The organism is Sphingobacterium sp. MAE, from assembly GCF_056711605.1.
The window spans coordinates 2195369-2220690 of sequence record NZ_CM160044.1; the positions used below are offsets into that span (position 1 = coordinate 2195369).

12 protein-coding genes are annotated in these 25322 nt (G+C 39.8%); 4 read left to right on the top strand and 8 right to left on the bottom strand.

From position 1 onward, the window contains the following. Positions 1-13 precede the first annotated feature (13 nt). Positions 14-1156, top strand: coding sequence for a redoxin domain-containing protein (locus tag AC06G9_RS09305; protein ID WP_480957986.1), 1143 nt, complete (start codon positions 14-16; stop codon positions 1154-1156). Between the two features lie 270 nt (positions 1157-1426). Here AC06G9_RS09305 and AC06G9_RS09310 read toward each other — a convergent pair whose 3' ends face one another. Further along, a complete protein-coding gene (locus AC06G9_RS09310) occupies positions 1427-2086 on the bottom strand; it encodes an SRPBCC family protein (protein WP_260949680.1) in 660 nt (219 codons plus the stop codon). 353 nt (positions 2087-2439) lie between these two features. Between AC06G9_RS09310 and AC06G9_RS09315 the strand changes: the two genes are divergently transcribed. Together AC06G9_RS09315 and AC06G9_RS09320 are read left to right on the top strand one after the other, a co-directional pair. Beyond that, positions 2440-5553, top strand: a complete 3114-nt coding sequence (locus AC06G9_RS09315; protein WP_480957987.1) for a DUF6493 family protein — start codon at positions 2440-2442, stop codon at positions 5551-5553. Between the two features lie 3 nt (positions 5554-5556). Beyond that, entirely contained in the window at positions 5557-6891 is a 1335-nt protein-coding gene (locus AC06G9_RS09320) for an SWIM zinc finger family protein (RefSeq protein WP_480957988.1), read from the top strand. Positions 6892-7170: 279 nt separating this feature from the next. On the opposite strand, the gene AC06G9_RS09325 is transcribed toward AC06G9_RS09320, so the two are convergent. From AC06G9_RS09325 to AC06G9_RS09355, 7 genes are all read right to left on the bottom strand, one after another. Next, positions 7171-9333, bottom strand: a complete 2163-nt coding sequence (locus AC06G9_RS09325) for an ATP-binding protein (RefSeq protein WP_480957989.1) — start codon at positions 9331-9333, stop codon at positions 7171-7173. 503 nt (positions 9334-9836) lie between these two features. Beyond that, on the bottom strand, positions 9837-10904 hold the full coding sequence (locus AC06G9_RS09330) for an FUSC family protein (RefSeq protein WP_293924880.1): 1068 nt from the start codon (positions 10902-10904) through the stop codon (positions 9837-9839). 256 nt (positions 10905-11160) lie between these two features. Next, on the bottom strand, positions 11161-13029 hold the full coding sequence (locus tag AC06G9_RS09335; protein WP_480957990.1) for a sulfatase: 1869 nt from the start codon (positions 13027-13029) through the stop codon (positions 11161-11163). Positions 13030-13308: 279 nt separating this feature from the next. Beyond that, positions 13309-15318, bottom strand: coding sequence for a beta-N-acetylhexosaminidase (locus tag AC06G9_RS09340; protein ID WP_248753928.1), 2010 nt, complete (start codon positions 15316-15318; stop codon positions 13309-13311). An 86-nt stretch (positions 15319-15404) separates the two neighbouring features. Further along, complete coding sequence (locus AC06G9_RS09345) at positions 15405-16913, bottom strand: RagB/SusD family nutrient uptake outer membrane protein (protein WP_480957991.1); 1509 nt, start codon at positions 16911-16913, stop codon at positions 15405-15407. A 9-nt stretch (positions 16914-16922) separates the two neighbouring features. Then, positions 16923-19919, bottom strand: a complete 2997-nt coding sequence (locus AC06G9_RS09350) for a SusC/RagA family TonB-linked outer membrane protein (protein WP_480957992.1) — start codon at positions 19917-19919, stop codon at positions 16923-16925. A 39-nt stretch (positions 19920-19958) separates the two neighbouring features. Then, a complete protein-coding gene (locus AC06G9_RS09355) occupies positions 19959-20813 on the bottom strand; it encodes a glycoside hydrolase family 16 protein (RefSeq protein WP_480957993.1) in 855 nt (284 codons plus the stop codon). 165 nt (positions 20814-20978) lie between these two features. Here AC06G9_RS09355 and AC06G9_RS09360 point away from each other — a divergent pair, with 165 nt between their 5' ends. Then, entirely contained in the window at positions 20979-25055 is a 4077-nt protein-coding gene (locus AC06G9_RS09360) for a hybrid sensor histidine kinase/response regulator transcription factor (RefSeq protein ID WP_480957994.1), read from the top strand. Positions 25056-25322 lie beyond the last annotated feature (267 nt).

The following is a 25322-nucleotide window of genomic DNA, read 5'->3' on the forward strand; positions in this document are numbered from 1 at the left end:
TTAAATAATACATATGAAAATTTTAAAAATTGCTGCCATTATACTGGCCGCAGCGCCAACGTTGCTGTTTGCGCAAGAAGCTGCTTTTCAGATGAAAGGAACGGCTCCTAAAATGTTTAACGGTAAGATGATCTACCTGGACTATACCAAAGATGGATTTTCGGTGTCAGACTCTGTCCAGATTGTAAATGGAAAATTCAGTTTAACAGGTACTGTTGATGAACCTATCTATTCCAGAATGGTGCTGGATCAAGAAGGTAAAGGCAAACTGATGGCACAAAATGTGGGCGACCGTTTATACTTTTATCTGGGCAATGAGAACTATAATTTCACGATTAAGGATTCTTTACGTACCGCAACCATAAAAGGGTCACCTATGCATGATGAATACACTGCATATTTAAAAGAAATAGGTGGAGGTTTCATGGATATCATTGATGCGGGCAATAAAGCATTTGCAGCAGTTAAACAAGATGCTCCTGATGCGAATGAACAATATCAAGCCATTCATGAAAAATTTGAGGCTAGATTTGAGGCTCGTCGGGTAAAGGAATTAGCATTTGCAGAAAATAATCCGAACTCTATATTTTCGATTGATGCGTTAATAGATGCTTCCAATAAACGAAAGCTCAGTGAAATCGAACCTATTTTTTTAAAACTATCGAAAGAAGTACGCCAGCTCACGACCGCGCGTCAATTGGAAGCACGCTTTTTAGCGGAGCGAAGCATAAAGATCGGTAGTAAAGCTCCCGATTTTTCACAACCGGATACCAAAGGTAAAATGGTTAAGGTTTCAGATTTTAAAGGGAAATATGTCTTGATAGATTTTTGGGCGAGCTGGTGCAGTCCATGTCGAGCTGAAAATCCGAATTTGGTGAAAGCCTATCATAAATATAAGAATAAAGGCTTAGAGGTATTGGCTGTTTCTCTAGATGATACTAAAGGAAAGAATGCTTGGCTAAAAGCAATAGAAGATGACGGCATGCCATGGATCCAGGTTGCTGATCTAAAAGGATGGTCTAACGAGGCGGCAGTTTTATATGGGGTAAGGGCCGTACCGCAGAATTATTTGGTGGATCCGCAAGGAACTATTGTTGCAATCAATTTAAAAGGCGATAACTTACACACTGAATTGGCAAAAGTATTTGGCAATTGATCACCGAGGGTAGCATTTTTTTCATGATGTGGATCGCTGGCAGCACTGTGCTCTACATCATGTTAGAAAATCATGGAAACTTTGGTAACTAAAATAATAACTGAATTGACTTAGCATCATCAATATCATTTTGATTAGGGTAAAAGTATTGAAAAATGTAATAAAATAGTCTAAAATGAAATCGTAATTTGTTGCCAAAATAAAAGGGTCTAAATTTCATTAGACCCTTTTATTTGTTGTAGTAATGGATAATCACTACTATTTTTTAAATTATACTAGCTCTTTTGTCAGTTCCTCAGACTCTACATAATCCTTAAATTTCTTAAAATCTTTTTGGATCATTCTTTCTAAAGCTGGATTTAACAGCTTACCTACTGTTTTGCCAAATGCACCAAGTGGGGCTTTGTAACTCATTTTTAGCGATATCTCGGTTTCATTTTCTCCTACTTCTTTAAACTTTACCGTTCCTGCATTCTGCACCTCCGAATCTGCCATGCTCGACCATGAAATTTGTTCGTTGACAACATCAGCATTGATAGCGGCCTTCCAGGATAAGGGATCTAAGCCAGAAGGTGTTTTTACATGCCATTCGGAATGTTTTTCATCGATGATTTCAACGCGATCCAGATGTTTCATAATTAAAGGAAGATTTTCGAGTTTTCTCCAGAACGCATATACTTCTTGACGAGGACTGTTGACCGTTATGACCGATTCGACCAACACATCAGACGGTTTATTGGTGTGGTTGATGCCGAGTCTATCGTATAGTGGACAGAAACCTGTAGATCCTCTTAATAAAAGCAAAGCACTAGAAACCGCCAGTGCCGGATCTTTTTTTTTGCCCGATAGGCTTTTATAAAGTAAATAAGACGATGACAGGATCGTCACTATGCGTTCAGTTTTACTGATATTTTGTTTATAATTCATCATGTTGTAATTAGCTGTTTCATATATTTTTGATGCTCAAAAACTTCTTGCTATTATTACAAATAAAAATGAAGATTGTTAGTTTGTATTTTCATCAGCTGTCAACCGAGACTTCGGAAAGAAGAAAAAATACCTGAATAGTTATACTTGATCTTCATATACCTCGTTGTTTCTATTAAAAAACGAGCTAAAGCTGATGAAATGTGTTTTGTTCAATTTTTGTAAGTTTTTGCTTTATCATATCGGTAAAGGGGGAGTTGACAATTTTCCTTTTGCCGTGACGGTGAGCGTAAGTTGGTAAAATTTTATATATTTAGTTTTGACAATAAAGGTTTAACAAATTCGTAAAGGCAATTATGTTTAAGCATCTAAAATTCATTGATGGTACATCTGATAAATTCTGGGAAATACAAACTAATGGTGCAACACATACAGTAACTTATGGTAGAAATGGTACAGCTGGGCAATCAAAATCGAAAACATTTGACAACGAAGAAACGTGTATTCAGGATGCCGAAAAGCTCATTAAGGAGAAAACGAAGAAAGGATATTCGGAGGACGGCACAGTAGAAGTTGCGCAACAAGTTACAAAAGAGGGAACTGTGCGGAAACCTAACGCCTCAGTGCAACGTAAAGAAGAAGCGGTGAAACGTCTAAAAGCGCTCATCACTGCAGGCAGTGTATCTGATATTATTCCTTATCTGGAAGAATATGCGAGTGGCAACCTGGAGCTTATTAAAAAAGAGATTCGTGCTGCCAAACGCTATTGGGTCGACTATGTCGATCTGTCGAAAGATCCAATGTACAAGTCCAAAGCACAATATGATTGGGGTATACGCGGGACAAAAGAGCAACAACGAATGGTGAAATTGTTAGCTTTAGCGACCTTTAACGGTTCGGATGCGCCGGGCTGGGATGTTTTTATCGAACTAATGAATCAAGTAAGAAGCCTGGAAGTTGCCCAGATTCTAACATATGCCAAACCCAATTGGCTGACACCTTATCTGCTGCAATACGTTCAGAAAAATAGTTGGCAATCTGTTAATTATGATAATTTGCGGTATGCGGAAAGTAAGGGTTTTCTGGAATTTGAACCAGAGCTTTACGCCAATTCCTTGTCCAAGTCACACCATCCATCACCAGCTTTACTGGACTTATTTACAACAGATGAATTGACCATACAGCGCGATATTCCACTTGTATTTGAGTATGAAACACAGATCCATACCGTATACTGGAATTATAAGTATGAAAATAAAGTCAATGACCTGACATGGGATAAAATATTTGATCAATTGCTGGCCGACAATAAAATAGCTAAAGCATTTATTTTAACAAGCGCTCTAGAAGTGCAAACCAAAAATTGGAACACTAACCTGAAGAGTTATTTTAGAAAATTGATCGATCGGATAGGCGTGGACGAGAAATTGCTGTTGGAGCATCAGGAGTTATTTTTTCCGCTGCTGCATGCTGAAAATAGTGCGGTGATCAATTTCGTCGTCGATACTTTAAAACCTTATTTTGCACATGCTGACTTTAGATTGGAAGAATTTCTGACCTGGTCTGAGGGTATTTTTATGCGTAATGATATCAAAACAGCACTGAAAACACTGCTGATACAATTTGATAAATTAGTTAAAATTCGTCCTGAAGTAAAAGATCAGTTTATCCTGCAAGCGGCAGATGTATTTATGGTACAGGATCTGCAATTGCAGGATCGAGCGGCGAAATTTATATTAAAACATCAGAAAGCTCCGATAGAAGCACTGACAGAAAAACTTACGCTTTACAGTGCGCAAATGCTGGGAAGTATTCCTGCAGATTTAAAAAATTTAATGGTGGCATCAAGCTATACTGAACAGGAAATCTTAAGTGAATTAATGATCAGTACCGGAGAGGAATATGTTTTTGATCCAATAGTCGAAAAAAAACTCCAACAACCTTTTATTTATCCCACGAGTTGGAATGATATCCTGTTTAAGATCGGAGAGGTCATCGGTAGTACAGATGCCGTTCAGATGGAAATATTGATGAATGCCTGGGTCTTGCAAAGAGCGAATTTTCCGGCGGATTATAAGGAGCAGCTGGAACCCTATATCAATCAGCTTAAGAAAGTTTACCGAGAATCGCAATGGTTTCAGCATTTTTCGGGGGTATTTTTAAATATGTATTTCCAGCCGAATAAGATTTATCAAAATACAGATCGATACTCCAACTATTCCAAATGGGCGAGTATGATCGGAGAGCAGTTAACACAGCTGCAGCGCCATATCGCGAAAGAAATTCAATTGCCTTTATTGAGTTTACCTACGCATGAACCTTTCTGGATTGCTCCTCAAATAGTCGTACAACGTATTTTGGATTATCAGGATAAAGGCGTAGCCTTAGATTTATTAGATCTGTCGATTGCTTTGAGCCGGACTGTTCGGGAAGATCTGGATGGTATTGTAGCGCTGATCGATCAGGTAAACGACAGTCAGGTCAGATCTGTTCTGACTTATGCATTAGGATTGGATGACGAATTGAAAATTGAAAAAAAATCTTGGGTCAAAAAGCTTTTATCTGCATCAGATAGCGCGTATGTAGGCTGGTTAGGTGTTTGGGCTACCGTGGCCCGGACGCATTATCCGGAGGCTGTTTTTAGTGAATTTGAAGATGAAAACTTGAAAGAGATACCCTTTGCCGTAGCGCCTTTCCGACCAGAGCTTATGTTTACACCTTCTTATTATCAGGGGTATAATTATCAGACGAGAAAATCAGAAATGGTGTATGATGGTGAAAAATTAAGTTTTCACTTTCCAAACTTCAAACAAGAACCGAATACCTTTATTTATCATAAAGATATTTATCAACGCGGCAAGGACAGTTTGCATAGCTATTATCTGTATCAAGATGACATCTCTTACATGCATAGTGTGATGCCTCAGAATACCGAAAGTCTGTCCTTGTTTTTGACCTTGGGGTTAGCGGCTAAAGCTGATCAAGGAGGAAAGACACCGATCGGCTATCTGAAAGAAATGCTGTATGATTTCTTTCATTTTGACCAGCAGTCGGTACTATTTTTAGCGACTTCAACTTTTAACAAAGAAAAAGAAGTACGGGCTATGGCGATTGAAGTGCTCATCACGGCCATCGATAGGCAGCGACTACCGGTTCAGGATCTAGGAAATTTTCTGGGAATCTTGATGAGTCATACTTATGGTCCATTAGGAAGATTAGAGGATGTTTTGGGACAGTGTCGTGATATCTCTTCCAAACATAATCAAGCTTTAATAAAAATAATAGAATACATGTTTCTATCTTATGCGATAGGTGAAAAAATGCCCACTAATTTCAAAAAACTGATCGAATTATATTATGATCTAGTCCATAAAGAAAATCAGAATATTTCTGTTGAAATCAAAGAGGTATTTGAAAAATTAATGATTTTTAAATCATTGCAACCGATATTAAAAAAATTAAGTAATTAACATATGGCCACTACAGATTTAGCGTTCAGCTACAGCAATAATTCGACACTTGTACAGCAATCAGGTATGCAGCAATTGGTGCTTGCCCATCAATCTGAGTTAAGTGAAGTCAGTGCCATACCATGTTTCTTTTGGGGCAGTATTACCGATCCACTGTTAACTTCCAAATGCCTTCTGACATTAGCTAAAGTGGTGCAGTCCAGTTTTGGGCCGGTGCCGCCAAGCCTGCGCGATCCCATTGTTTCAGCAGGTACAGATCAGATCCGATTTGAAGGATTCTCTTCCTGCAATGGTGTGTATGCACGGGTTGACTTGCTTGAAGATGCGATCGATGGCGAATTTATCAGCAGTGGTACGACCAATGTAGACTTTAATGAGCCCATGCTCAATGCCTTAAATGCCGTTAAAAAAACGGAGAAAATGGTACTGGGTGTCGGTAGTAAAGAAGTGTCCATCAGTACCGATAAAACTAAAGTCGTCGAAAAGAAAGTGACTTTACCGCCACGATGGATCAAAGGATTGACCTCGGTACAGCTTTATTTGGCCGGAATGGAACAGAAATACTGTTTAACTAAAATACAGATTATCCAACTGTTTCAGGGCATTCCAAAAGGAAATGTGAAAGGCGAATTATACCTGAGCCAAAGAGGACCTAGATTTGTATTTTCACCGATCGCTACAGCTGGATCAGTTCGCATCGGCGGGTTACAGCGTTTACGCTTATTAGAAGGGATTTTGCCGTATGCGGAGAAATTGATTGTATATCAAGAGGATGGTGGTGAGAGCTGTGCCTTTGTAGCCGATTTTGGTAAAATCAGGCTTTCGCTGGCACTGTCGCCCGATAGCTACCGCGGTTTTTCAGGTGAAGGAAATGTGTTGGAAAATATGGTCAAGGCAGTACGTCAAGAATGGGTACATGCTGTGAACAGCCTGCTCAAGTCCAATGCACATTTTGATCCGACTTTATTAGCCATCGAACACGATGTGGATTTTGCGTCTATGGATACTTTGACGGGTTCGCTCTCCTCCATAGGCTTATTGGGCTATGACCTGCACGATCATCAGCACTATTACCGCCGATTGCCTTTCAAGATGGAGCGTATCCTGGCCTTAAATCCAAGATTGAAGAATGCGCAAAAATTAGTGACGACTGATGGTGTTCAATTTGTCAAAAATACACCAAGCTACATCGAAGCCAGAGTCGAGGGTTCGGGAGTGAAACATACCGTGATTATCGCGGGAGATAAACAGCAGTGTACCTGCGACTGGTTTACCAATCATCAAGGAAAACGAGGACTGTGTAAACATATCCTAGCCGTAAAGATGCTAAATGGCTAGCTATATTTTAGAATGATAAAGTTTTGGTTATCAAAAGAATCAAAGCTTTGAAAGCATGATGAACTAAAATATGCTTTCAAGTTGTACTGCCCCTAAAAGTTAGAGAATTTTTGGGGGCATTTTTATGATCAGGAGATGAAACACTATTTTGAATTCAAAATACACGGTCTAAAACAACTATTTGAATATCATCGTTAGGCTATGATACCACTTGCTGAGTCAGTTGTGTCTCCAGTTGATCCAGTAATTGTTTGGATCGGTCAGACGGACATAACTTTTTTAATTATCGAATTGGATCTGAATGGTTGTTCCTTTCCCTAAGCTACTTTCAACTTTAATTTCCGCCCCTAATCGATCAATGATTCTTCTGACAATAGACAATCCGATTCCGGAGCCTTCATATCCGGAAGAATTGGGAAGTCTCTGAAATATTTCAAATATATTATTCCCATTCTTGAGATCCATTCCGATACCGTTATCGATGATGAAGTAAGTCACTTTTTTATCCGACGCGGTACTGTAAACTTCAACTTTTGGTTTTTCCTGTTTGCTGCTGTATTTGATTGCATTACCCACAATATTGAGAAAGAGTTGATAAATCAACGTTCTTTCCCCCTTTATTGGCAATATATCTCCCAATATAAAATCGAGATGGGTTACATCGTATTGATTTTTGCTACTTTCTGCAATTAATATTATTTTACTTGTTGGATCTAAGAGTTCTAAGTTTAATGCTACCGAATTTGATTTGGACAGCTCATGCACCTTGTCGAGCATGTCGGAGATCAAAGATGAAGAGTCCAGCATATTAGTCGCCAATTTATGCAGCAGTTCGGTCGTGATATTGTTTTTCATCAGGATCATCTGCGCTCCGAGTTTAATGGATGATAATGGATTTTTAATATCGTGGGTCAGAGTGTATGTGAAGGTATCTAGAGCATTATTGGACCGAACCAAATCTTTATTCAGTTGGTCAATTTCGGCGTTTCTTTTGGCTAGTGCCTGCTGGATAATGAATACAATACGCTCTATAAAGGAAATTTCGACATGAAGCCATGGTGTTGCATGGGTTCTAGTGATCTGCTTCCAAGCTTCAAAAGAGGTTCGCGGTGATGGGAATGTTATTTTTTTTGAATCATCATACTGCAGATGTTTTTCGGGCTTTCCGGCCCATACTTCTTGGATAACGACCTCTTTTCGGAAAATATATATTCTCCATGGTGAGTTTGGTAATATTTCTGTTGTAATAACACCGGGGAGTATATTTTCGCCTTGGTGACTGTATTTAAATTTATGGGTAGAAAATATGCTGTCGTCATCTTGGACAAAATCATTTATTTCTTGGAGCTGTTGTGTATTTGGCACAAGTCCAATCGATCTTTCTCCTGTTGCATATTTAATATAAATGCCATCGGCATGTAGCATGTGCATGATCTTCTCTCCAAATCTTTCCAGTACATGAAAAGTATTTCGATCAATTAACAGATCGCTTTTTAAGTCTTTTTCTACCACGTTCATCGCACTCTGAATTTCCATTTCCTTTTTTAACAGCTCAGAAATATGATGTTTGGTGGCAAATTGAGTCAAAAAAGTACAAAGATGCCTTTGGGAAAGATCGACATGCTGGGGTTGATTATTTTGACAGGTAACGAGTCCCCATAATTGGCCATCTCTAATGATGGAAAAGCTTGCACTGGCACGTGCTTTTGAATTTTTTATATATTGTATATGAATGGGAGAGAGGGCTCTAATACTGCATTTTGATAAATCAATATCTTCTTGACTACTGCCCATGATTTTGTGTGTAGCTGCGTCCGTGTCGGCGGTATGGCGCGCTAAAAAAATGGTATAGAGCTCACGGGCCTGTTTGGGGATATCAAATTCAGGATAGCGATACCCCAATAAAGAATGCATATTTTCCGATTTTGACTCAGCAATAACTTGACCGCTATGATCCTCCATAAATTGATAGACCATCACCCGGTCATAATGAATGATTTGGCGTATTTGCGTAGCAAGTGATTCCCAGATATGGGCTTTGTGATCTTCTAAATATTTTGCATAATAATACAGTTTATTTGATTCGACCTGTATATCACTATAGATCTCCACTTCAACATATATATGATCGTTATGCCGATAAATGCTTAAGTCATAATTTTCATTGTGGATGACAATTCTTTTTGTAAATCGGTAAAAGATAGAATTTTTAAAGCTTTCGTCAATGTCTTCAAAAACCAATGTACTACTGCCCGTCAACTCAGCAAGAATATGGTCAATTGGTAATCCTAAATATTGTTCGAACGGGGTCTGCGTTAACTGAATGACATTTTCACTAACTGCTATACAACAAGTTTCATTACTAAAAACAAATAGGAACCCCAAATCTTGAATGAGACCACATCTTGTTATTTTTTCTTCATGACAATCTAAAAATTCCATAATAATTTCTAAATATTATATGTTAAATTGATATAATATCAGAAGGGAATTAGATTGTGATACAATAATTCGGTTGCAATATTATTTCAGTGAGAAACAGGTAGCTAATTTACGAAATTAATTTCTATCTTTAAAAACTTCATAAACAGAGCTAAGACAATCTATGTCGGTCCTAATCAAGCATGATTTAAATAATATGCAGGAACAGATTATCAACTAAATCAATGAGCTGGATCAAAAAAGATCTTAGCGATTCATTTCCGCTTCTTTCAGCGGATAAAAATAGATGCGTGATCTTCAAAACAGTTTCGTCATATCTTTTTATCAAACCACGGCCCATCGCTTTATCATCGATACCGGTAATGACACGATGTGCAAGGAAGTTTATCTGATTAATCGGTGAAAAAATGATTTAGATCACCAATCCTAAGTGGCGTGAGCTAGTTCCAATTAGCGTACTAATGGTCGAAAATCTGGATGATCAGAATGTGCTGTTCACCTAGTTATTGATGATCTACACGGTTTCGGCTATTCTTTTTCATTAATATCTTAGCTTTTCTTAATTGTTGGGTGGTATGATCATGTAATTTTGCATTAAATAAAATCCATCCACCGATCATTCCGATCATGCTGCCGATAAAAATATCGATCATACGAGCAAAGAAGATCTGGTTGGTATCTTGTGTCAATTGCTTGCCGGACTCGGATAGGAAAATAGTGAGAATGGTGATGAAGACAACGGCTATTGCGTAGTTGCGTACGACTAAAAACTCCACGACGACTTGTAGAAGGGTAATGCTGATCACCATGATCAGCGGTGTTGGATTGCCAGATGCAATCAACCAGGTGATGCCAAGTCCTATTAATGTTCCAGTGATACGCTGTGTCGCTCTTAGCCAAACGTGTTTTGAACTGCTGCCCTGCATAACGGCTAAACAGGAAATAGGGATCCAATAAGGTTTTTCAATATCCAACGATAAAGCTACTGCTAGAGATAGGGTCATGATGAGCCCAAAGATAATGGATTCGACGATGTTGGTATAGCTCGATTTACGGTGGATCATGCTTTCGGGTTGATTGCTCTTTTTTAGGGTAAGTAGGCTGTATATTAAACCGATACCGCAGGTTAAGATGGTGCCCATAGCGACATAACCGATTTTTTCGGCTATATGTTCGGGCTGAAAAGGGGAACAGATCGCAGTAGAGGCCAGCATGATAAAAAAGAAATTGCCGGGTGGTCGGGTCAACTGGAGCTTGTGCAGGGAGTAATGTACGCCAAAAGAAAAAAGGCCCAATGCGATGGGGGCAAGAATGGGGCTAAAGGAAAAAAGCAATCCAACGGTAAAAGATAACATGAGACCAAAACAGCAGGTCATCAGGAGGATCATACGTTCGATGAGTTTGTCGGATTGGATGTATAATATTGATAATCCGGCTAACGATCCGAGCTTTCCAGCTTCTATATTGTCCATGTACCAACCCAGAATCATGGGGATACCTACACTTAGTCCTGCAACTATAGGGAGGTGCCACTGTCTGTTGGTCTTATTAAATTTAAAAAACGAGTCCATTTGTTCTTTTTTTGATCTGATCTGACGTCGAAATGAGCCTGTCATTCTAATCGGACCAAACAAAGGTAACGATGTTTTTTATTTTTTGTAATTTCTATACCTAATCTATTGTCTCCTCTTTTGTAACTAACCGTCTTAATCAAATGGCCGATCAGTTCAATGGTTGGATTCCGCACCTGGTTTTTGTAATAATCCCACCAGGTCTGTTTAGATAAACTCCATGGTGGGATTGCTCGTATTGAAGGGGATTTAAAATTTAAAGCTTGATCTGATCAGGATACAGTACCGGAGCATTATTGCTTTTATAAGTCGGCAATTGTGCGTTCCAAATTTTTAATTGTTCCGATAGCAATGTGCTAAGATCTTTTGTTTTGCGTTTCATCTTTGATGCTAGATTATTTTTCTCGCCTATGTCATCGCGCAGATTGTACAGTTCCAGTTTACCGTTCTTCATATCGTAAAGCAGTTTGTAATCTCCCTGACGGATAGCAGAAAAGAAATTGATGCCAGGTCCATCGGGGACGGTCCACTTATTAGGGATATTCCAAATAAGGGATCTATTTTCCCAATGTTCATTTTCATGACGATCACTTAGTAATCCCACTAAACTCTGTCCATCCAATTTTTGTTGAATGAGGTCGTACTGCTTGATTTTTGCGAGGTCTAAAATCGTTGGAAAAAGGTCTTCAATGATTACTGGAGTATGATTAACCTTTGGCTGATGTTGTCCGATATTTTTTATCAGTAGGGGTACACGTATACCACCTTCATACAGTGAACCTTTGCCGGCTTTTAAGGGAAGGTTTTGCGTATGGTTAGATCCTGTGCGCATCGGCTGTAAACTCAATCCGCCATTGTCACTGATAAAGACAATGATGGTCTGGTCATAAACTCCCTGGTTTTTTAGGAACTGTACAATATCGCCCATACTTTTATCATAGCCTTCGACCAGCGAGGAGTAGGCCGCTTCTGTCGAGTCTAAGCCCATTTCTAAATATTTTTGGACAAAGCGTGGATCTGGCTGTATAGGGACATGGACGGCATAATTGGAGAAATGAAGGAAAAATGGTTCTTTGCGTTTGATCGGTTCCTTGATCGCTTTTAGTGCCTCTTGAGTCAATGCTTCGGTTAGAAATGTCGCTGTGCCATGATATTCCATTAGGTCTGGTACTGCTTGATAGCTTGCTTTACCGGATATATTTCCATAATTTTTTTCACCATAATAGTTCTGAGGATGCCCTGCAGCATGCCCCGCGACATTGACCATAAAACCGAGATTGAGCGGACTTGCTCCTGGTGTGCCAGCAGATCCCCAGTGCGCTTTTCCGATATGGATGGTATGATAGCCATGATCTTTTAATATGCTGGGAAAAGGGGTTGCATGAATGGTTTTTGGTACGTTGGCAATTGGGCTGAGTCCATTGATATTCCAATCTGGAGGTGTCAATAGCTCATCGGAATTGTCCGTCGGTGTATTTGCCTTGGGATTTGTCCAGTTGGTCACTTTATGATGTGCGGCATTGAGGCCCGTCAAAAAACTAACACGTGATGGGGTACAGACCGGGGTAGCATAAGCGTCCGTAAATTTGACTGCATCTCGGGCCAGAGCTTCAATGTGTGGAGTATGAAATCGTTTATTGATCGAAGTCTTCTCTTTATAGAAGGGTTCGGATGTGTCTTGCCATCCGAGATCATCGACAAAAAATACCACAATATTAGGCTGATCTTGCTGTTGGGCCCATCCCAGTTGTGTACACGCCATCAGGAGCATGAAGAGTGTTGATTTATTTTTAAATAGTGTCATAAGCATTGAAATTAATGATTTTGTACCTATGGCTTTAAAATCTTGAATGCCAAGATATGTAATCCATCTTATACCTAAGTTTACACCGGGTCTACTATTATGCTTTCGACAAGCAATCATAAAGTCGCCAACGAGAGCTTGTTTGCTTTTTGTCCATCCTAGATAGAGTGCACATCCGGTTTCATGGGTTGCGGTTATGCTGGTAAATTTTGCTCCTGCTTCTTTTGGCTTGATCACCCATTGCTCGACATCCAATTGCATCGGTTTAATATTAGGAATATTGGTAAGAAACGAATTTAGTTGTATTTTTTTGTAATACATAACAAATTAATTGAACCTCGATATTGCGAGGTTCAATTATGATGTACTTTTTAATGTAGTCTCCTGTGAGAAGCTTATTTTTTAATAGGGTGGATGTTCTCTTCAGATGGAATAGAGCCTCTAGCTGTTATGTAATTTGTACATAAAATCATCTTTAAAAATGATATGCTTAGGGGATACGCTGTCTGATGAAAAGCGGAATGCCTATCTTAAAAAAGGACTAAATGATAATTAGTCCTTTTTTAAGATGAAAGCAATCATTACTTGGCTATATACTTTTTACAGTGTTTCCGTTTTTTCAAAGTTTTTGAAAGGAGTAAGATTGAAGGTAACATGACCTTTTGAATCGATCCCGCCGACTCCTCTAACGATTGCTTTGATTGTATAGGTTGCGGAGGGCTGGTAAGCGTCAACATTGAAATTGTAAAAGAAGGGTTTGATTTTACTGGTTCCTCTAAATTTGTCCGCTAATGCATGGTGATCGTCTGTCGCAATTACTTTTCCATTTTCTAATAATTGTACTTGTTCTATTTCTAAATAGTTTTTTCCACTCAGATAGAAGAAACCTGCTTGTACTGCACCGTTGGCATATACTTTTTTCGTCACATCGTAGCTTAGCGTGTCGTACTGACTCTTGATAGCGGTACTATCCCATTGTGCAATAATATACCCACCTGGTCTGTAGTAGTCGATACGCAGGGAATCTAAACGGGGATACTGGTGGTCGAGACGTTGCGAAAAGGTTTTAAAGTCTTTGTTTTTGGGAGATGACCATGCGATTTCGGACAGAGCTAATAGTCTTGGGAAATTGTGCACGTTCATTTCTTTGAGTTCTTGAGTCAAAGCCGTCCATTGATTGGCCTGTACGCCTAAGACCAATTTTTCCTCTTCCGGCGTAAGATCTGCTGAGGGATCATATTCATACACTTTCTGTAAAGAATTAATCTGCGGGTAGCCCAGATCACTCATGGTACCATCATTGCGGTCGGCTTGTGTAATATCAAAGTAGAGATGTGATGATGGTGTTGCTACGGCTTTAAAGCCTTGGCTTGTGGCTTCTTTTATAGCCGAAGCACCTATCCAGCTCATGATGGCAGTAGACTTCGGTAAGTTTTTGGCATCACTTAATATATCATTCCAGCCTAAGGGCTTTTTACCTTTTTTGGTGATAATGTCAGATACGCGCTTGACGAAATAGCTCTGTAATTCATGTACATTTGCGATTTGATTTCTAGTCATAAATTGCTTGACATGCTCTTCTTTGTCCCAAAGCTCGTGACGCACTTCATCACCTCCAAAGTGAATATATTCCCCTGGGAAAAGATCGGCAATTTCAGTAAATACCTGGTCTAGAAACTGGTACACTTTTTCACTTGTTGGATCGAGTGTATTGGGCGTGAACTGCACACCCCAATAATGCCAAGAGGATACAAACGGAAAGATATGGTTGGGATAGGTATACGAATTGACCCCCAGCTCTGGATAGACTAAGATGGCTGGCCATGAGTGACCAGGTACGTCGATCTCAGGTACGATACTGATGTTTCGTGCCTTGGCATAAGCTACGACTTCTTTAATCTGTTGCTGCGTATAAAAGCCACTTCTTGCTGCAGGTTGATTTTCTGTATGATGAAATACTGTGGCTCTTGGTGAAGTCAATTCGGGATACTTTTTGATTTCGATACGCCATCCTTGATCATCTGATAAATGCCAGTGAAAAGTGTTGAGTTTGTACAACGCCATGACATCCAGGTATTTTTTAATGACATCGACGTCATAAAAAGTACGGCTCACGTCTTGCATATAGCCTCTCCAGTCGTATCGTGGAAAATCAGAAATCTCGACCGCAGGAATAGACCAGTCAGTCTGTACACTATTTCCGGGAGCTTCGATCGCTGTCGGCAAAAGCTGACGTAGAGATTGTGTGGCATAAAATAATCCTTTTCCTGTTGTCGCGGTGACTTCAATCTTTTCATCCGTCGCCACGATGGTATATCCCTCGGGATGTTGGATAGCCGCTTTTTTATCGATGGAAAAGATAATCACATTTTCCTTTTTATTCCCAGTAGGGAAGGGATATTGTGTAATGGTTCGTAATTGTGTTACAAATAGAGCGACATCTGCTGGCACTGCATGACGAAAGGAAATACTTGTTTGGGCATTGAAACGAAATTTTCCTGTTTTTAAAGCAACCTCCTGTGGCTTGGGAATAATCGTGATCTGTTCTTGTGCCCATGTAAGCTGTAAACTTAAAAATCCTATGGCTAAGGATAATATTGTTTTTTTCATAGTTATTTTTTGGATATGGAAGTGTGGTTTTGATGCGCGAAAAATAAGACTGCCTTGATAACAGGCAGTCCTATTCGGGTCATAAATTATTTAATGATCGGGATAGGAGCCCAGTAGAAACTATGGCTGCTATCGTCTGGTTTTCCCACTAAGGTCAATTCGCCAGTTCCGCGATTTGCATTGGCTTTGGCAACAGTTTCGGTACGAATCAGATCAAACCATCTTGCTGCTGGTTCGAATCCTGCAAATTCCCAACCTCTTTCGGCAATGACTGCTGCTTGGAATTTATCTTTCGCCAAACCCGCTTCGAGGTCTTTGAGCCCTGCGCGTCTGCGCACTTTATTAACCGCCTCGTATGCTGTTGCATCTGCAGTTCCGGTGGACATGGTCTGTGCTTCGGCATAAGTCAATAGGACTTCTGGGTAACGAATGACATAGACCGTTGCATTGCCCCACCAATCATTCATTTTATGTGTTACGGGATCATACGACTCATCATCCCTATATTTCATAAAGTAAGGATGTTTATGCGTTAGTTTGGTATAGTCGACCACATTCTTCGGATCATTCTTGATAAAATAATCTTTCTGATAAGTAGCTGCTTTACGAGGTCCTTCAGGAAAATTGTTATAAAAATTGATTTCTCCAAAAGCTTCATCCCATCCACCTTCTTCTCCTGGAGCAAAGTTTGGGGGAACTAACTGGCTGCCGTTGCCCCAGTTGTCACCATATGTCCAAATGCTCGGCATGTTTTTGTTAAAGTAGCATCCAAAGACAGCTTCTTTATTGAACTGATAATCTTTGTCCCAAAGTTGATCAAAGGAAGGGAGAAGTGTATAACCCCATTTTTGGCTGTTGTCGATGACCTCTTTGGCTTTACTTGCCGCTAAGACATAGTTTTCAGTTTTTTTAAGTGGCCATCCTGCCATGGTTAAGTAGACATTGGCTAGCAGAGATTTTGCTGACCCTGCTGTGGGTAGGATATCTACCCCGTTTTGACGTCTTGGTCCAGTCCAAGCATCGGGAAGCATGGTTTCAGCTTTTTTTAGATCTTCAACAATTTGTGCATAGATTTCTTCGGGTGTGCTATTGCCTTTTTGATCGAGTGAAAACTGCAGTGGCATAGGAACAGCTCCCCAGGTACGCGTCAAAAAGAAATAATTGAGTGCACGATAGAAATAGCCAACACCGCCCGCCTGGTCTTTATCTGCAGCCGATGCCTCAGTTGCCTTTTCATAATTTTCAATCAATGCATTGGACGATTTAATGGTTTTATAAAAATTGTCCCACCATAAGGTCATCCGATCGTTGGAAGAGTTGGGTTGAAAGGTGTCAAAATCGGAGAAACCTTTTTTGTTACCACCGGCATGTGTGGTAATGTCATCGGATCCAAATGTAATCGCCATACCACCGGTTTGATTCCAAGCCAAATTGTAAGATAAAGCAATCCCCAACATGGCTGCATTAAGATCATCCGAAGTTTTATAAAATGTGGCAGGTAAGACACTTCCTTTGGGATCTTCTGTTAAGTAATCTTTACATCCGCCAAAGAGCAGGCTCGATGCAAATAATATAGTAAAAAGTTGTTTTTTCATGTTTGTCAATTAAAAAGTCAGGTTTAAGCGAACCGTATAGGTGCGAGGTGAAGGATATGCGCCGAGATCAATCCCAGAGGTTACATCGCTGTTAGGAGCTGTAGAACTTGCTTCTGGATCGAAACCTTTATATTTGGTCACCGTAAATAAATTTTGAACACCAAAACCTAGACTTGCTGTTGCTACTTTTAATACCGATTTTGGAAGTTTGTAACTCAGACTGATGTTTTTTAATCTGGTGAATCCGGCATCTTGTAAAAATTGTGTTGATTCCACATATTGTTTGCTCTTGCTGGTAGCTGATGCCCATTCATTAGACGGGTTTTCGGGTGTCCAGTAATTGATTGCAGCTTGTAGTGTCGGATAAGCAACATCGGAAGTAACAATGGCCGCGGCCGCGTAAGTAGCATTGAACATTTGATGGCCATAGGCGCCTTGGATAAAAATATTGAGATCGAAATTTTTATAGGTAAAGTTATTGGTAAAACCCATCTGAACTTTTGGAGTGGCATTACCCACGATTGTCATATCTTCATATCCGATCTGATTATTACCGCTTACATCGGTGTATTTATAGTCTCCGGCTTTGCGATTCATTTTTGCATCGTCAGCCTGATAAACGCCTTCCCACGGAATCAAATAGAATGCGCCTAATGCTTCACCTACTTTGACCACTTGGATATTGGCATTGATCAAACCGCCTCCGATACGGGGTTGTGGTATCATGTCTTGACCTTCATTAAGGCTGATGACTTTGTTTTTATTAAAACTTACGTTGAGATTACTGTTCCATTGAAAATAATCATTTTGGACCAGAGCAGCATCAACGGCAAATTCGAAACCTCGATTATTGATAGAGCCCACATTCTTAAGCATCGTGCCACCGCCTAAATATTTATCGATCTGTGTAGGCAATAGGAGATCTACGGTATTTTTGTTGTAATAATCGGCTGTAACCGTCAGTCGGTTGTTAAATAACCCGAGGTCAAAGCCAATATCAGTCTGTTTGGTTGTTTCCCATCTTAAATCTTCTAATGCAGGATTGCCAATCATATAGCCCTGATAAGATGTCGTCGATCCATAAGAATAATTAACAGGACTGAGTAGTCCCATGGTCTGATAAGGACCTATGGCCTGGTTGCCGGTCATACCCCAACCTCCACGAATTTTGAGTTTTGAAATTGCTTCCACACTTTTTAAGAAGCTTTCTTCATGTACATTCCAACCAAGACTGAAGGAAGGAAAATTGCTCCATTTTTGACGTTGCTGAAATTTGGAAGACCCGTCTCGTCGATACGATACCGTTGCGAGATATCTGTTGTCGTAGCTGTACATTGCTCTTCCCAAAAAAGATAATATAGACCATTGCGAATAACCAGAAGATATGCTTTGAGCCGCATTTAATCCTAAATTGTAGTACCCATTAGATGTACTGGTCAATCCTGAGCCATTGGCGCTAAAATTATTACTGGTACTAATCGTGCTTTCTTCAACTGCTGTTAAGGTCAGATTATGCTTTTCTGCTATGGTCTTCATGTAGGTCAGTACATTGCTGTTTTGAAAGGCATAGCTTTCACTATATCCTTGACCAGATTTCATATTGTTGGGCGACACCCAGTCATTTGCTAGAGAAGCTGATTTACTTAAATTGGCGTCTAGACCTGCATTGGAGGTAAATGTCAATCCATCGAAAATTTTGTATTTGATGTTTCCATTGAAAGTTGCAATATTACTGAAGATATTGTCATCGGATTCCAATGCGGTCATCAATGGATTGACCCAGATCGGCGAAATTCCATTTCTGTTGTAGTTTTTCCCATCAGCTTCGTAGGGTGTTTCGGTGGGAGCCCAAGCAATAGATGCCATCACGGGATTGGCTTTTGAGGTCATAATCGCATTATTATGCGCTTCGACCCGTTGTGTAAATAGGTTGATGCCTACCGATAGTTTTTCATTGATCTTGATATCGGTATTGGAACGCAATCCATATTTTTTTTGATCAGTGTTGCGTAAAGTTCCATCTTGATTTTGATAAAATGCAGAGATAAAGAACTTGGCTTTTTCTCCGCCACCGCTTAATGAAAGCTGTTGATTGTGCGTGTTAGAATTTTTTAGCAACAAACGCTGCCAATCGGTGGTTTTGTTTTGGTAACTCGCAGGATCGGCAATGACAGTACTTCCTGCAATGGTATTTGCCATGGTTGCGTAGGTAGTGGCGTCCATCAGTTCATAGCGCTTAGGTAACGTATTGAAGTTGATAAATCCATCATAACTTACTGTAGTGGCACCTGCTTTTCCTTTTTTTGTGCTGATAATCACAACTCCATTGGCTCCACGTGATCCATAAACGGCTGTGGCCGACGCATCTTTTAGCACATCCATGGATTCGATATCGTTCACATTAAGATCTTCTAGGCTAAAGGTACTCAGCGCTATACCATCTACAATGTAAAGCGGTTCATTGCTGCCGGCTATGGAGTTATTTCCACGAATACGAATTTTAGCTTTTCCGCCTGGAGCACCTGAACTTTGGGTAACTGCCACACCTGATACTCGACCTTGAAGTGCAGAAGCAGCCGTGAGTACGGGTTGACTTTTGTATGCATCAGCTTTTAAAGTGGAAAAAGATCCGGTGAGATCTTTAGTGCGCTGTTGACCATAACCCACTACGGTAACTTCTTCCAGTTGCTGATCTTCGGATTGCAGCTCTAGTTGAATTGGAGCATTTGTCTTTAGTGTAACCTCCTGCGACTGGAAGCCTACGTAACTGATCTGTAGTTGACTGCCAACAGCGGCTGTAATACTGAATTTTCCTTGGGAATCCGTTTGGGTGGCGACTGTCGTTCCTTTCACTTTGATGACAACATTGGATAGGGGCTGACCCTGTGAAGTGATCTGTCCCTGAAATTGTTGCTGCTGTGCAAACGAGACAAGAGGCGAACTCATGCCGATGACACTGAGTGCGATCAGTGTCTTTGATGTTGGAAATTTAAACCGATAATGCATGGTTATTTGAGGTTGTTTTTAGATGGGTGGATATATAATTTAATTTGTTTTTTGCTTTTGATACACACGTACGTAATCTACTTCCATTTGAAAAGGTAGATCGGCATCATCTATAGCTCCTGGCCATCCTGCTCCTCCAGACTGATTTAAGATCAGATAAAAAGGTTTATCAAAAGGCCATTGCGCAGCAGTTGATGGTATGGGTTTATAGTACGTGTAGCGCAGTACATGATTGACATAAAATTCAATTTTGGTGGCGTCCCAGATGATTGCGTAGATGTTGAAATCCTCTGTATTGTAAGTGCTGTTTTCTGTAGCTGTGCTTCCGCCATCGGTACCCGTGACTGCTCCATTGTGAATAGTTTGGTGTACTTTATCTTCCTTATTGACATGCTCCATGATATCGATTTCACCACTATTTGGCCAATCGCCGTAAGAAACAGGATGTTCGGGCATCATCCATATAGCTGGCCAAGATCCTTTGCCTTGATTAAATTTGGCCCGAACTTCTACCTTACCATATCGGAAATTAAATTTTTTGGCCGTCTGAATTCCTCCAGAATGGTAGGGTACATCGTCATTTTCGATCACCTGGTTGTCCATGCGTAAAAGTAAATTTCCAGATTCTTGTCTTACATATTTGGGGCTGGCAGTCAAATATTTCGCCCAAGCGGGGCTCCACCTGGGAGCGAAGGACCATTTTGTCGTATCAAAACGATCTGAACTATTAAATTCGTCCGAGAAAATTAAGTTCCATTTTGCCGTATCAATAGAACCAAAAGAAAGAGACGGAGCTAAATGCTCATGGAATAGATTTATTTTACTGTTTTCTGCTGCTGTTCGACAAGGTAAGTTGCAGATCAAGCAGATCAAAATGAAAAGTGCTGTTTTCATAAAGTCATCATATGGTTTAAAAGAGCTATGGTTTGCTGGATGCTAAGATAGGGGGGTGAATACAAAAAAATAGGGGTAAAGCAGTAATCTTAGGGGGGTAAATCTTTAATAATATACAAATAAGTCAGACATAAATCGTATTTTTATATCCAGAAACTAGTCGGGATGTTTGGGATAAGAAATATATATTGTTTGCTGCTATGCTGTATTTTTCCCTGTGCTTTAAAGGGGCAAGGTGTTACAGAAAGTTCTGTTGTACAGCGCTATTCTCTTGGAATTGAACAAGGCCTTTCCAATAATGATGTAAATTGTATCATCCAATCTAAAAGCGGGATGGTGTGGATGGGTACGTTTGATGGTCTGAATCGTTATGATGCATATCGATTTACGGTTTTTAGAAAGAATGTCATGGATCTCAATTCGCTTCCTGGAAATCGTATAGAAGCACTCACTGAGATGGACGACGGACGACTTTTGATCGCAACACTAGATACTGTGGTGGTCTTTGATCCAACATGGAACACGTTTAGTAAGCTTTCTTATTTGCATCCGACCACCAAAAAGCATATTTCTCTGACAGGATCTGCAATTTTTAAGGCTCAGGGAAAAAATATTTTTATTGGTTCCGATAACAAAGGATTGCTAATTAACAGCCAAACTGATCTCCTTTATAAACAGGTTCCTTTGGTATTAGGGGGAAAGAGACAATGGAATTATCAAGTAAAGGGTATGGACTTGGATCGTCAAGGTACATTGTGGGTCTTCATTGCTGGTGTAGGTCTATGCCAATGGGATCAGGAATCCGACGCATTGCTTGTACAGGATGTGCGATTTCAGGAATGTAATGGATTGCTGTCAACGCCCGATGGGGCGATTTATTTAGCCTTAAATACAGGTGTATATAAATGGCATCCAGTTAAGGATAAGCAGCATTTTGTTCGTTTTTCAAAACCTGTGCTTCATCTCTTTTTATCTAAAAATGAAACCATTTGGGCATCTACCGATGGCGACGGTATCTATCTTAAATTAAAGCAAATAGATGGTTTTAGTAAAACCTATGAAGCCAAGGATGGCTCGGGATTGTCCAGTAATGCCGTTAAGCAAGTGATGGAGGATCGTGAAGGCCGCATGTGGTGCGCAACACTGCGCGGTGGAGTGACAATATTAGACGCGAAAAAACGGTCTTTTAATGTTATTGTACCAAAGCAGCTGAATCCTAGTTTAAAATCTAATTTTTTTGTTTCTACTTTTTTTGAAGAAAGTGAACAGAGAATCTGGGTCGGAACAGACGGCTACGGGCTCTTTAGCTGGGATCGAACCACAAAGACCTTACTGCCCGTGGCTGAAGGTGACCTGAAAGATAAGAGCATCACTAAAATATGGCGCGATAAAAAATACCGGTTATGGGTTTCTACTTGGAATAATGGTATCTATCGGATTGAGAATAATGGCAAGCAGATCAAGCATTATCGCTGTTATGATCCGGTAAACAAAATTTGGGCAGATAATGTATGGAATATATTTGAAGATCGTAGAGGACGTATCTGGGCTACCACTTTTGGTCATGCTGGTTTATATAAATGGAATGAGGCAACGTCGGAATTTGTCTTTATATCCAATAAGTTTGGCAATATATTGACATTTTGGGAAGATTTAAGAGGAGATCTTTGGTTTGGTAATGATGCGCAGCTGATTCATTATAGACTGCACGACCAGCGGATGATTACCTACGATTTGGGATATCGCATTCGAGCGATCTACGGTACGGAAGATAGCAAAAACCTATGGATCGGTACGGAAGGACGAGGAATTTTATCCATCAATGTACATAGCGGTAAGTTTATCAGTTATGGGGAGGAGCAAGGATTATCAAATAATAATATATTAAATATACTGCCGGATGACAACGGTCAGCTTTGGTTAAGTACATTTAATGGATTAATTAAATTTGATACAAAATCCAAACGTAGTGTCAATTTTAAGGAGGAGGATGGACTTCAAAGCAATCAATTTAGCTATCATGCAGCACTTAAGCTCCGTAATAGTCAGATGATATTTGGTGGTAATAAAGGGTTTAATGTATTGAGGCCTGAAAACATAGCTGTCACTCCACTTTCTTTTGAACCGCAACTGACAGCAATACAAGTTAATGGTAAACCAATCCGGGATTTAATCGCTAAAAATACAGTAAGCCCTGATGTGAACTCTTTTCACAAGCTAGAGCTCCCATATGACAATACGAATCTTCACCTTGAGTTTTCAGCTTTTCCATTTTTCTCCTTAGAAAATGTGCGATATGCGGTTCAATTGATAGGACACGATCCTAATTGGATTAATTTGGCTGAACTTCCTGTCATGGATTATAATCACTTAGCTCCAGGAAATTATAAACTCTTGGTGCGTGCATCAGCAAAGGATAATAATTGGAAAGTGACGCATCTTTTGGATGTGACAATTTTGCCGCCGTGGTACCAGACCTGGTGGTCGATTATGCTCTATATTGCTCTCTTGATGATAATGGTGTATACATATGTTACTATAAAAAAAAATAGGACAAAACTGTTGTACGAGGCTAAGTTTGCAAAGCTTGAGGTGGAGAAGGAGCGGGAAATCGGTCGAAAGAAGATCGCTACGTTTGCAGATATTATACAAGAGATCAAGACACCATTGACTTTTGTCGTCAATCCGCTAAAGGCATATATCCAAAAATATCGAGAAGATGTATCAGAGGATCTTTTAGTAGCCTATCAGAATGCGAGCAAACTTCTTGTTCTCGCGGATCAACTAAGTGAAATTAAAAAAGGAAATAGTTTTAGCAAACCGCTAAAATTGGAAAGGTTTGATTTTTGTTTGCTGCTGCAGGAGGAAAGTTTTGCTTACCAGCAGTGGTCCGGCCATGAACTTGTTAACTTTGATTTGGATATTCCGCTAGCGGAACTGTGGATTTATGGAGATAGACAAAAAATCGCATTGGTCATTTTTAACTTGCTATCTTTTGTTTTCCAGAGGTTGAAGATGGAGGGTACTGTTTCGGTTACATTGAAAGAACATGATGCTGATTTTGAGGTGTTGATTTGGGGCTTCACATCCTTGACAAAAAAAGCTGATGCGAGTGAGCAGGCAACGCTGATTAATCTTCTTGAAGGATCAATGGACAGCGATCTGGGGGTAGGTTTAATTCTAACGCGCGATTTTGTAAAAGAACATCTGGGTGGATTGTCGTACAAAATAGGCGATGACGGTGAAACATGTATGATGTTGAGCTTGAACAAAGATCGATGGTACCTTCGTCTGCATGATATGATGTGGGAAAATCAGCTGCTGAAGCATCAACTCGATGAAGATGTAAAAATGGCGGCAAATCACATGGTACCACAACATTTGAGTCCGCTGGAAATTACAAATAAAAAAACAATTCTAGTGGTCGATGATAACAAAGTCTTTCGGCAATATATGCGACAGATCTTTAAAGAGGACTTTCACGTTTTTGAAGGTAAGGACTGCCAGGACGCGATGCGACTAATAGAAAAAACAAATCCAAATATGGTGATTGCCGAAGTGTTTATGGATGGTACTGGATATCAATTTTGTCGAGATCTAAAAAATAATACCAAGTACACTCAGTTGCCCATCATTTTGATCAGTGCATTGAGTACTACTGAAAATCAAATTCAGGCTATTGAAGCAGGGGCGGATGATTTTATGGCTAAACCTTTTGATGCTGAAATCTTGATAAAAAGGGTGCATGCACTGATGGAAAATAGGAATGCTTTGCACGATTACTTTTTTAAGCGCATTACACAGAGAGATGAAGAGGGGTGGATTGATGAAAATCACGGTGGAATTTCAGTTGAGGAAAAAGATTTTTTGGAAAAGTGTATGACTATTATTGAGGAGAATCTACAAGATCATAACTTTAATGCACAGGTATTAGCGAGTTTATGTCATATGAGCTATTCTAACCTATATAAGAAAATTAGAGCGTTATCAGGGCTTTCGACTTCTGCATTTGTCCGAGCGATCAGATTACGAAAAGCGGCTGAATTACTTTCTGGATCTGATTTGAATATAAACCAAATTGGAGTGGAGGTGGGCATTCAGGATGTGAAATATTTTAGAGAAAAATTTAAAGATTTATATGGCATGACACCTTCTGCCTATATCAAAAAATATAGAGCTTATTTTAACCAAGATTATACTCTTGTAAAACCACTTGCTGAAAATATTAAAGATCGAAAATAGTTGTTATCCCTTTGCATTTGTTAAGAGGAGCTTGGTTTTACTTTCTACATCATCATAAAGGTCAAGATTGTTTTTCTGAGTTTGTAGCATATGCAGCATTCCAACTTTTGGATCTGTTACAATAACTCCAGAATATACAGCCGATAAATATTAAATAGTAATAATCCCAGTGACCAAAGTCATCCGCTGTCACGATATACATGATCATTGGTGATCATGTGATATATAAAAAAGTATAGGTACAACAAGAAATGCCATTTCCGTTGT